General features: G+C 66.3%; 11 protein-coding genes. All 11 read left to right on the forward strand.

The genetic code is table 11. The features are described 5' to 3' along the window. Positions 1 to 95 precede the first annotated feature (95 nt). The 11 genes from C1A13_RS05075 to ylqF all read left to right on the forward strand — a co-directional run bounded on the left by C1A13_RS05075 (position 96) and on the right by ylqF (position 11,181). A complete protein-coding gene (locus tag C1A13_RS05075; protein ID WP_101549720.1) occupies positions 96 to 1,016 on the forward strand; it encodes a M23 family metallopeptidase in 921 nt (306 codons plus the stop codon). Continuing rightward, entirely contained in the window at positions 1,006 to 1,572 is a 567-nt protein-coding gene (locus C1A13_RS05080; RefSeq protein ID WP_101549722.1) for a hypothetical protein, read from the forward strand. Before C1A13_RS05075 ends, C1A13_RS05080 begins: the two co-directional genes overlap by 11 nt. A gap of 183 nt (positions 1,573 to 1,755) precedes the next feature. After that, positions 1,756 to 2,970, forward strand: a complete 1,215-nt coding sequence (locus tag C1A13_RS05085) for a hypothetical protein (protein ID WP_101549723.1) — start codon at positions 1,756 to 1,758, stop codon at positions 2,968 to 2,970. A gap of 10 nt (positions 2,971 to 2,980) precedes the next feature. After that, positions 2,981 to 5,290: a hypothetical protein gene (locus tag C1A13_RS05095; protein ID WP_146021691.1), complete on the forward strand. Its 2,310-nt coding sequence runs from the start codon at positions 2,981 to 2,983 to the stop codon at positions 5,288 to 5,290. Between the two features lie 63 nt (positions 5,291 to 5,353). Then, on the forward strand, positions 5,354 to 7,198 hold the full coding sequence (locus C1A13_RS05100) for a TIGR03960 family B12-binding radical SAM protein (protein ID WP_242970811.1): 1,845 nt from the start codon (positions 5,354 to 5,356) through the stop codon (positions 7,196 to 7,198). Further along, entirely contained in the window at positions 7,188 to 7,865 is a 678-nt protein-coding gene (locus C1A13_RS05105) for a TIGR03936 family radical SAM-associated protein (protein ID WP_101549731.1), read from the forward strand. The genes C1A13_RS05100 and C1A13_RS05105 overlap by 11 nt, the downstream gene beginning before the upstream one ends. Before the next feature lie 12 nt (positions 7,866 to 7,877). Beyond that, the gene (locus C1A13_RS05110) at positions 7,878 to 8,225 is read left to right on the forward strand and encodes a cupin domain-containing protein (RefSeq protein WP_101549733.1); all 348 of its coding nucleotides are present in this window, start codon (positions 7,878 to 7,880) and stop codon (positions 8,223 to 8,225) included. Positions 8,226 to 8,409: 184 nt separating this feature from the next. Next, complete coding sequence (gene rplS, locus C1A13_RS05115; protein WP_101549735.1) at positions 8,410 to 8,754, forward strand: 50S ribosomal protein L19; 345 nt, start codon at positions 8,410 to 8,412, stop codon at positions 8,752 to 8,754. A 312-nt stretch (positions 8,755 to 9,066) separates the two neighbouring features. Further along, positions 9,067 to 9,690 (forward strand): signal peptidase I, encoded by a 624-nt coding sequence (gene lepB / locus C1A13_RS05120; protein WP_101549737.1) that lies wholly within the window; start codon positions 9,067 to 9,069, stop codon positions 9,688 to 9,690. A gap of 31 nt (positions 9,691 to 9,721) precedes the next feature. Continuing rightward, positions 9,722 to 10,285, forward strand: a complete 564-nt coding sequence (lepB, locus tag C1A13_RS05125) for a signal peptidase I (RefSeq protein ID WP_172439172.1) — start codon at positions 9,722 to 9,724, stop codon at positions 10,283 to 10,285. After that, positions 10,282 to 11,181 carry a ribosome biogenesis GTPase YlqF gene (gene ylqF, locus C1A13_RS05130; RefSeq protein WP_101549741.1) on the forward strand — a complete coding sequence of 300 codons (900 nt, stop codon included), beginning with the start codon at positions 10,282 to 10,284 and terminating at the stop codon, positions 11,179 to 11,181. Before lepB (C1A13_RS05125) ends, ylqF begins: the two co-directional genes overlap by 4 nt.

Here is an 11,181-nt window from a genome sequence, read left to right on the forward strand (position 1 = left end):
CATGAGCGGTTTGTCCGGCGGACAAACCGCTCATTTTTTTGCGCCCGCCCGCATAGACTTGTCTTAGAAGGGCAGCAAAGGAGCGGGATGGCATCATGATCGACCAGAGGATACGCCGGTATCCGCCGCGCGCGGGGATGCGCAGGCGGCGGGAGAGGGACCCCTATCTCTTCACGGTGATCGTGCAGATCGTCCTGTGCGCGGCGCTGCTGCTCGGCTGCCTGGGGCTGCGGAGGTTCCAGCCGGGGGCCGCGCGGGGAATGGCGGAGCTCTTTGACGGGCTGCTGACCGCCGACCGGGTGGAAATCCCGAGCGGGACGGGGGTGGCGGCGGTCTCCGCGCGGGCGCGGGAAGCGGCGGATCACGCGGCGGACGCCGCCGCGCGGGTGCTGACCGAGCTGCTCACGCCGCCCGCCGCTCAGCCGCCGTCCCCGGACGCGCCCGGGGACGGCGACACCGGAGGAAGCGGCGGCGGGAGTACCGCCGCCGCTTCCTCCGGTCCCTCCGCTCCGGCGGAGGGGCTGAGCGGCGCGGGCGGCTGGTTCGGGCGCGGCGACGCGGCGGGGAAGGAGGCCCCCTCCTCCTGCGCCTTTTCGCCGATCCTCGTCTCGGCGCGGGTGGACGCGCCGGCCGGGGGCGCCGTGACCTCTCCGTTCGGCTGGCGGGAACACCCCATCTCGGGTGCGGAGGACTTCCACCGGGGGGTGGACATCGCGGCGGCTTCGGGCAGCGGCATCTACGCGTCGTTGCCGGGGCGGGTCGTGGAGGTGGACAGCTCCCCCATCTACGGCAACTACATCACCCTTGACCACGGCGGCGGGCTGACGACCACCTACTGCCACTGCGAGTCGATCGCCGCGCCGCTCGGCGCGAACCTGCGGCGGGGGGAGCTTGTCGCGCTGGTGGGCAGCACGGGCATCTCCACCGGGCCGCACGTCCACTTTGAGATCAGCAAGGACGGCCGGTACTACAACCCCGCGTGGGTGCTCGACGGGATGGACGCCGATGGAGTTTGAGTGGGGCGGCACGCGCTATTCCTTCACCTTCGGTTTCTTCGCGGTGCTCGCGCTCTGGCTGCTCTGCGACCGTTCGGGGCTCGGTCTGCCCGCGCTGGGGGGCGTGCTCGTGCACGAGGGCGGGCATATCCTCGTCATGCGCCTGACGGGCGCGCGAATTCTCGCCATGCGGTTCTGCGCGGTCGGGGTGCGGCTGGAAAAACGCGGCCTGCTCTCCTACGGCCGGGAGACGGCCGTCTACCTCGGCGGCGTGGCGGCGAACCTGCTCGCCGCGGGGGCGTGCGTCCTCCTCTGCGGCTGGAACGGCTTCGCCGCCGCAAACCTGGCGCTCTGCATCTTCAACCTCCTGCCGGTCGGCCGGCTGGACGGCGGAGTGCTGCTGGGGCTCGCGCTCTGCCGCGCCGGGAAGCCCGAACAGGCGGCGTTCTGGCAGAAGCTCGCGGGGTTCGCGGTGCTCACACCCCTCTTCGCGGCGGCCCTCCTGCTGCTGCCGCGCGGCAATTATACGATGCTTTTGACCGCGCTTTATCTCGCGGCCACCCTCCTGCGGGGATAGGACGAAGGCCCCTCCGGCGCTGCCGGAGGGGCCTTCGGTTTGTCATTCGGCGGCATGTGTGGTAAAATGCAGGAGGAAGCGGCGGCCTCTTTTTTCACAAAATTTTGCCAGCCCGGATGAAAACCGCCAAAATCCGACACTGTTTCAATATCGGATTCGACGGACATAGGAGGAGGGCTTTGGATGAAACGGATGCTCTGCACGCTCGCGGCGGGTTTGCTCTGCCTGTCGCTGGCCGCCTGCGAAAGCCCGGGGGCGGACGCTCCCGGCGGGGCGCTGCCCGGTTCCCCGCCCGTGACGGCGGGCGTTACCCCGGCGGAATCGGAGCCCGCGCCCGGATCGGCGGAGGAGTCCCCCAAAGCGTTCCCGGAGGAGGCGGTCATCCTGAGGCCCATGGAGGGAATCGGGAAGAGCGAACTGATCTATGGGGATTTCTTACAGTCGGGAGACGTGCTGGTGTGCAGCTGGTATGAACGGAAGGGAGAGGGCTCCGAACTCCATTGGATGATCGGGGCGTTTGACCTGTCTTCGGGGGAGATGCGCTACCGGTTTCCGGTAGACGAGCTCGTCTGGGGGATGGAGAAGGTCTCATACGGCCCCTATGACTACCGGGTCCTGCTCACGGACCGGATGCTCTACCGGAGCAGCACCGACGAAACGGCCGAAGCGGTCGTGCCGCTGCCGGAGAATATCGCGCTGCTGGAGTTTGGCCTTTCGACCAGATATTCGCCCTGCGCCTATGACTATAGCGGGAACGCCTTTACCTGGGCGGCGGAGGACGGCATTTGGATTTCGGACGCGCGGGGCGAAAACGCCCGAAGAATCCTGAACAACAGCGATCTGCCCGACGGGATGGGGGCCACGCCCGATGCGCCGCCCTATCTTCTCTACGCTCCGCGGTTTCTCTGCAATGGGGAAAAGGTGGCGGCCGCGCTCTTTTCTCCGTATGCGGGAGACGGGGAACACTATGCGGGCGCGGTTCTGTGCGATCTGGAAACAGGAGCGCGGACAGAGCTGGAAGTGGGCAGGCGGACCAACGGGTCGATCAAGTGCGGCGTCGAGGACCGCTATGTGATCTCACAAAGCGCCTCATATACCGTCGTTCTGGATGCGCAGACCGGCGAAACCCGAAAATATGAAATCCACTATAGCGATTTATATCCGGACCTTCTTTTGGAAGCCCGGACGCTTGTTCGGGCCGGCGCGGATGAAAACAGGGAAACCCGTTTTTATATCTGTTCCCTCGACGACCCGGACGACCGTTCCCACCCGCTGCCCGATCCCTGGAAAGCTCCGTATGAGACCATGTTCGGGCCACGGGACCTCACGGAATCCTATGTTTATTTTGAAGATGTGGACGGCGACGGCCCGTGGCTGGCCGCCGTGAAATACCGCTAGGGGGGATTTGATGAAACGATGGCTCTGCGTCCTGCTGGCGCTGGCGCTCTGCCTCTTTGCGGCGGGCTGCGTGCAGCCGCCCGTGGAGGGCCCCGCGCCCGCCAAAGAGCCCGCGCGGCCGGCGCCGGAAAAGACGGACGACCCGCTCCTGCTCGCGATGGAAGCCGAACTGACGGGCGCGCGTCCCGGCGACGTGCGCATCGACCCGCCGGGCGAATTCCAGCGGGTGAGGATGTCCCGCGCGCTGGTGGAGGGGATCGCGAACCTGCTGACCGTCTCGCCCTTTGAGCGGGTGGAGATGCGTTCCATCGAGGGGGAGGAGGATCTCGGCTACCAGCAGGTGAGCGTGCTGGGCGGCGGGAAGGTCTGTTCCCTCGAGCTCTTCCTCTGCGGGGAGAGCCACGAGCTGTATCCCGGGAAGACGGTGCTCTGGCTCCAGGTCGGGGACGAGACGGGGCAGTACCTGTTCGGCGGGGAGGTCTATGACGGGATCGCCCGGCTGGTCGGGAAAAATACCCTCCCCGACGCCGTGAGCCTCGAGGGGGAGTACCTGCCGCTCGATTCGACGGATTCCGGCTCGCAGGACCTCTATCCGCGGGAGCTGCTTCAGCTCGGCGGGGTCCTGCTGGTCCGCTATGAGGACGCGGACGGTAAGGCGCTTTTCGAGGCGTTCGACACCTCGAGCGGGGAGGCGCTTTACGACTTTTCACCGGAAGCCGGGATCGACCGGATGGAAAGGACCTCCTTCAACGGCTGGGACTACCGTCTCGTCCAGGACAACGGCGTCGTCTCCTACCGCTCCGCCTCCGATCCGGAAAAATCGGAGGAGCACCGCCTCCCGCTCGAGCTGTGGCGGCGGATGTCCGGGGAGCGGCCGGGCGGCTACGACCTCGACCCGGCGTCCGGGGCCGCCGCCTGCGCCGACGGCGGGGGGGTGTGGCTCGCCGGACCCGGCGGCACGGTGCGGCGGGCGCTTTCCTCCGACAGCCTCGCCGAGGCGCTGGGGGACCGCTATCCCGCCAACGCGCCGGAGGATTTCCCGCAGCCGTGCTATACGGAGCCGCGCCTGCACGGGGGCGGAAGGCTGCTGACCGCGGTCGCGTCGATCCCGGGCGCGCAGTCGGATTACGCCGCGCTGGCGGTCTGCGACCTGGTCGCGGGGACGGTCGGCTATTACCGGAATTTCGGCGCGATGCGTTCGGGGACGGCCTATCCGGACGATATGACCGTCGTGATGCGCTCCGACACGGTCGACACGGTGCTCGACCTCTCGACGGGCGAGACGCGGGAAAGCCCGGTCATGCTCGACCGCGGGGTGCGGGAGCTCTTCACCGCGGACTATGAAAATTACCTCTCCGTGCGGACTTCCCGCGCGGACGACGGGCAGAATCTCGTGGAGCTCACCGCCTACGGGGAGGACAAGCCCCTCTTCACCGCGTCGGGCGGACAGTTCTACGTGGCGGGCGTCACGCCCGATTACGCGCTCTGCCGCTACCGGGACGGACAGCAGGCGGGGACCCTGCTGCTCCGGTGGAACCGCGCGGGCGCGCTGACGCTCCACTCCCTGCTCGCGGGCGAGACGGAGCGCGCGGGCGCGGCCCCGATCGACGCCTACGGGACGGGGGAATCGGTGGCCGTGCTGGCCCGCGCGGCGGACGGGAGCTGGTTCGTCGAATCGTTCGACGCGAAGACGGGCCGCAGCTTCGGGGACGGCGTCCGGCTCGACCGGGAGACCCGCCCCGTCGCGCTCGCGCCCGTCTATGACCGGGTGGGGTACGACTACCGGCTGCTCACCTCCGGGTCGGTGCTCTACGGCAAGTTCGGGCAGCGGCTCCCCGTGGAGGAATACGCCCTGCCCGACCGCATCGCAACCGCTCTGCTCCCGGACGACGGCTCCTTCGACCTCTCGGGGGAGACGATCGCCTACGCGGCGGACGACGGCATCTGGACCGCCCGCGCCGACGGCACGGGGGAACAGCTCCGGCTCCCCAACCGGGAGATCGGCCAGCGGACGGACAACATCCCCGCGCGCTACGCCTTCCCCCGCCTGATGGGCGGCGGGCGCTTCCTCGTCGGGATGCAGGCAATCCTGGGCGGCGAGACCTTCTACTGCGGGTTCACCGTCCTGGACCTTGTCACCGGGGAAAAGACGGAGGTCTTCGACCCGGACGGCTATTTCCCGGGCGGCGTCCTCTATCCGAACGACTATACCGTCGGGCTGCGGCAGGGGGAGACGGTCGACTATTACTCCCTGCCCGACCTGCGGCGCACGGCCGGACCGGGCGAGCCCTATCCAAGCGAAGCCTACCGGTTCGCATAGCTTGCATTTACCCCCCATTTCATGTAAAATGGGGGGTAGCTTTTTGAGAGGATGTTTCAAATCATGAATGTGAGAAAGGCGCTCGAACGGGTGCTTTTGCAGGTACAGAAGCCCGCGCGCTACACCGGCGGCGAGCTCGGCAGCATTGTAAAGGATCCGGCGAAGGTGGACGTGCGGTTCGCCTTCTGCTTCCCCGACCTCTATGAGGTGGGGATGTCCCACCTCGGCATGAAGATTCTCTACTCGCTGATGAACGAGCGGGAGGATATCTGGTGCGAGCGGGTGTTCGCGCCGGGCGACGACCTGGAGCGGCTGATGCGGGAGCACCGGATCCCCCTCTTCGGGCTCGAGAGCCTCGACGCCGTCACCGATTTCGACTTCATCGGCTTCACGCTGCAATACGAACTGAGCTTCACCGCCATCCTCAACATGCTCGACCTCGCGGGGCTGCCGGTGCGCTCCAAGGACCGCACCGGCCTTTCGCCGCTCGTCGTGGCGGGAGGTCCCTGCGCCTGCAACCCCGAGCCGATCTCGGCGTTCATCGACCTGTTCATCCTCGGCGAGGGGGAGGAGGTCAACCTCGAGTTGATCGACCTCTACAAGATCGCCAAGCGGGAGGGCTGGGACAAGCAAACCTTCCTGCGCCGCGCCGCGCGGATCGGGGGCATCTACGTCCCCTCCCTCTACGACGTCAGCTACCGGGAGGACGGCACGATCGAAGCCGTCACCCCGCGGGAGGGCGCGCCCGCCCGGGTCCTGAAGCGGATCGTCAGGGATTTCGACGGCGTCTACTATCCGAAGGATTTCGTCGTGCCCTTCACCGAGACGGTGCACGACCGCGCGATGGTCGAGGTGCTGCGCGGGTGCATCCGCGGATGCAGGTTCTGCCAGGCGGGGTTCCTCTACCGCCCGCTGCGCGAAAAGCGCCACGCCACCCTCGACCGGCAGGCGCACGACCTGTGCGACCACACCGGCTACGACGAGGTGTCGCTCACGAGCCTTTCGACGAGCGACTATTCCGAGCTCGAGCCGCTTCTGAACGACATGCTCTCCTGGACCGAGCGGGACGCGGTCAACATCGCGCTGCCGTCGCTGCGGGTGGACAACTTCTCCAGGGAGCTGGTCGAGCGGATCGCGGCGGTGCGCAAATCCTCCCTCACCTTCGCGCCCGAGGCCGGGACCCAGCGGCTGCGGGACGTCATCAACAAGAACGTCTCCGAGGAGGAGGTGCTGCGCACCTGCCGCACCGCCTTCGAGGGGGGCTACAGCAATGTGAAGCTCTACTTCATGATGGGGCTCCCCACCGAGACGGACGAGGACGTGGCGGGCATCATCCGCCTCGCGCAGAAGGTGGTCGACATGTTCTACCGCCTGCCCGACCGCCCCAAGGGGCGCGGGGTCAGCGTGACCGTCTCGGTCGCCTGCTTCGTGCCCAAGCCGTTCACCCCCTTCGAGTTCGAGCCGCAGGACACGCGGGAGGAGCTGCGGCGCAAGCAGCGCATCCTGCTCGACACGGTGAAGAGCAAGAAAATCACCGTCAAATACCACGACAGCCCGACGAGCTTTCTGGAAGCGGTGCTCGCGCGCGGCGACCGGCGGCTGTGCCCCGTCGTCGAATACGCGTGGCGGCTGGGCTCGAAGCTCGACGGCTGGAACGACTTCTTCTCGATGGAGCGGTGGGAGGACGCCGCCGAGGTGTGCGGCGTGGACTTCTCCTTCTACGCGAACCGCCGGAGGAGCTACGGCGAGGTCATGCCGTGGGACCATCTCGACTACGGGGTGACGAAGGCGTACCTCATCCGCGAGCACGAGCGCGCGCTCGCCGCGCAGGTGACGCCCCACTGCCGCATCAACTGCTCCGGCTGCGGCGCGAACAAGCTGGTGGGAGGTGCCTGCTTTGGGAAATGAGCTCTTCAAAATGACCGTCCGGGTCTTTTACCGGAAGCTCGGGCGGATCAAATACATCTCCCACCTCGACATGGTGCGCTGTATCTCCCGCGCGCTCAAGCGCTCGGGACTGCCGGTGTGGCACACCCTCGGCTTCCACCCGCACGTCTACCTGACCTTCGCGCTGCCGCTCGCGCTTGGCTATGAGAGCACCTGCGAGTCGATGGATTTCCGCCTCACCGGGGAGCTGCCGATGGAGGAGGTGGTGGAGCGCCTCAACGCCGTGCTGCCCGAGGGGGTCCGCTGCTACCGCGCGGCTCCGGCCGGACAGAAGCCGGAGGCGATCGCGTGGGCGGACTACGAGATCACCCAGGAGTTCGACGGGATGACGGCGGAGGCCGCCGCGGAAAAATTCGCGGCGTGGCGGAACCGGGAGACGGTCCCCGTCGTCAAGAAGGGCAAAAAGGGGGAGCGCGTGATCGACGCGAAGCCGCACTTTTCGGTGCGGGAGGAGCGCGCGGCGGGCGACACCCTCGTTTTTACGATGCGCGCCGCCGCCGGCAACACGCTCAACCTCAACCCCACCCTGCTGCTCGACGCGTTCGCGGCGGAGGAGGGGGTGCGCGCGGACTGGATGCGGGTGGTGCGCACCGCGGTTCTGGACCAGGATGGAAACCCATTTGAATAGGAGGCATGCAGGATGATTACAAGAAAACGGGAGCTTCCCGAGACGGTCAAGACGCAGATGCGCGGCGGCGACGGGGAGGTGCGCATGAAGGAGCTTTTGCAGCCCGGGCAGTTCTGCGGGCACGGCAGGCTCTTCAATCACATGGTCCTCGCGCCCGGCTGCTCGATCGGCTACCACGAGCACCAGGGCGAGAGCGAGACCTTTTACATCCTCGCGGGCGAAGCGCGCTACAATGACAACGGCACCGAGGTCACGCTCTCCCCGGGAGACTGCGCGCACACCGCGTCGGGCCAGGGGCACAGCATCGCAAACGCGGGGGAGACGCCGCTCGAGTTCATCGCGCTCATCGTAAATTCGTAAAAAACAGGAAGAAAATACTTGCATTTTGGATTCCCCTGTGGTATCCTATATAAGCATGTAATGAACGTTGTGATCCTGCAACGGGATTTCACGCCCAATCCAGCCGGATTGAACATGAAACCGGACAGTCCTCTGCCATCGATTTTGGGCATGAATGTCTGCAAAAAATAAGGAGGAAGCAGTAATGGACGCTTTGAAGCAGATCGTCACCGATTGCACGAAAGCAGAGCTGCCCAAGATCGAGATCGGCGATACCGTCAAGGTACACGTTTGGATCAAAGAGGGCGAGAAGAAGAGGGTTCAGGTTTTTGAGGGAACGGTCATCGCCAAGAAACACGGCGGCATCTCCGAGACCTTCACCGTCCGCCGCGTGGCCCACGGCTGCGGCGTCGAGAGGGTTTTCCCCATCCATTCCCCCAACATCGACAAGGTGGAGCTGGTCAGGAACGGACGCGTCCGCCGCAGCAAGCTCTACTACCTGCGTGACCGCGTCGGCAAGGCCGCCAAGGTCAAGGACACCATTCGATAAGAACGCTTTTGAAAGGGACGTGAAAACGTCCCTTTCTGTTTTGTCCGGACATGTGCCGGACAAAACTCCCCTTGAAAAAGGGGGCGCACACGAGGGGGATGAGGGAGCAAGGCCGCGGGCCGCGGCGATCCGGTTCCCCCTCGTGCAGCCTGCGGGCGGCCCCGCAGGCTGGGGACGTGAAAACGTCCCTTTTCTTTTTCCGATTCTTCGGCCGCGCCCCGGCCGGCGCCGTCCGCCTTGAATCGCGGGACGGGGTGTGTTATACTGAAAATCTATCAATGGAAAGGTCCGGGCTTCCGGAAGGATGGGCGTATGTTGGAACAGCAGTACAGGACCCGACAGGACGCGCGGCGGGAACACGACTTCCGCTACGACATCAAGAACTCCCTGAACGCCAGGGAACGGCGCCGCGGCGCGGTGGCCGAGGTGTACGAATGGGTGGAGTCGTGCGTGATCGCGGTGGGGGTCATCCTGCTGATCTTTGCGTTCGCGGCGCGCACCGCGACGGTGTCCGGCCCCTCGATGCTGCCCACCCTGCGCGACGGCGACCGCCTGCTGCTGGTGCAGGCGGGCTACCACGACCCCCAATACGGCGACGTGGTCGTCATCGACCGCAGCCAGAAGGGGGAGCCGCCGATCATCAAGCGGGTGATCGGCCGCGCGGGGGACGAGATCGACATCGACTTTGAAACCGGGCAGGTCCGCCGCAACGGGCAGACGCTGGACGAGCCCTACTTAAACGAGCCCACCCTCACCCGACGGGACGTGAAGTTCCCGGTGACGGTGCCCGAGGGGAGCGTCTTCGTGATGGGGGACAACCGCAACCACTCGGCCGACAGCCGTACGCGGGAGATCGGCATGATCGACCTGCGGCGGGTGATGGGCAAGGCGGTCTACCGCTTCCTGCCGGCGGGCAGGGCGGGGGAGATCGACTGACGACAGAATGACTGGAATGGAGAGGATGCAGATGGACGCTGCGGAATACAGGGACAATCAGCCGGAGGCGAAAAGCGCGGTGAGCGAGGCGTACGAGTGGGTGGAATCGTTTTTGGTGCCGCTGCTCGCCTTCCTGCTCATCTTCACCTTTTTCGCGCGGCTCGCGACGGTCAACGGCATTTCGATGCTGCCGACCCTCCACAACGGCGAGCGGCTGATCCTCCAGCAGGCGGGCTACGCGCCGGAATACGGCGACGTGGTCGTCGTCGACCGCTCGATCACCGACGAGGACGCGATCGTCAAGCGGGTGATCGGCAAGGAGGGGGACGTCATCTTCATCGATTTCGCGTCGGGGGAGGTGTGGCGCAACGACACCCTGCTCGATGAGCCCTACATCAACGAACCCACGATGCTCCAGTACGACATCTCCTTCCCGGTGAAGGTGCCGGCGGGTTGCGTCTTCGTGATGGGGGACAACCGCAACCATTCGCTCGACAGCCGGTCGAGCGACATCGGCATGGTCGACGTCCGCCACATCATGGGCAAGGCGGTCTTCCGCTTCTTCCCATTCAACAAGTTCGGAGGGATTTCATGAGTACCCAGCAGCCCGGCGTCCCGGCGGCAGAGGTCCCGTCGATCCAGTGGTTCCCGGGGCACATGGCCAAAACCCGGCGGCTGATGAGCGAGAGCCTGAAGCTCGTCGACATCGTCGTCGAGCTGACCGACGCGCGGATTCCCGCGTCGAGCCGCAATCCGGAGATCGACAAGCTCGTGGGGCAGAAGCCCCGCGTGATCCTGCTCAATAAATGCGATTCCGCCGACGACGGGGCGACCCGCCGCTGGGTGGATTACTATGCCCGAAAGGGCGTCCCCGCCATCGCGACCGACTGCCGCAGCGGCAAGGGGCTGGGGGCGTTTCTGCCGCTCGTAAAGAGTGCGCTTTCCGCGCAGCTCGCGCGCCGGGCGGAGAAGGGAATGAGCGGCCAGCCGATCCGCATGATGATCGTTGGCATCCCCAACGTCGGCAAGTCCTCCCTCATCAACCGCCTCGCGGGCGCGAAGCGCGCGAAGGTGGAGGACCGCCCGGGCGTGACGCGCGGGCGGCAGTGGGTGTCGCTCGCGGGCGGGATCGACCTGCTGGACATGCCGGGAGTGCTCTGGCCCAAGTTCGAGGACCCCGCCGTCGGGGAGCGGCTCGCCTTCACGGGCGCGGTCAAGGACGACGTGCTCGACGCCGAGCTGCTCGCGATGCGGCTGCTCTGGCTTTTAAACGCCGAATACCCGGCGCAGCTCGCCGCGCGCTATCACCTGAAGGAGGGGGAGACGGACGGGCTCGACGCCTACGGGCTGCTCTGCCTCGTGGGGAAAAAGCGCGGGATGCTCCTCCCGGGCGGCGAGGTCAACACCGAGCGGGCGGCGATCACCGTGCTCGACGAATTCCGCAGCGGAAAGCTCGGCAGGCTGACGCTGGAACTGCCGCCGGAGGACTGA

The organism is Anaerotruncus massiliensis (ex Togo et al. 2026), assembly GCF_900199635.1.
Taxonomy (GTDB): domain Bacteria; phylum Bacillota; class Clostridia; order Oscillospirales; family Ruminococcaceae; genus Anaerotruncus; species Anaerotruncus massiliensis.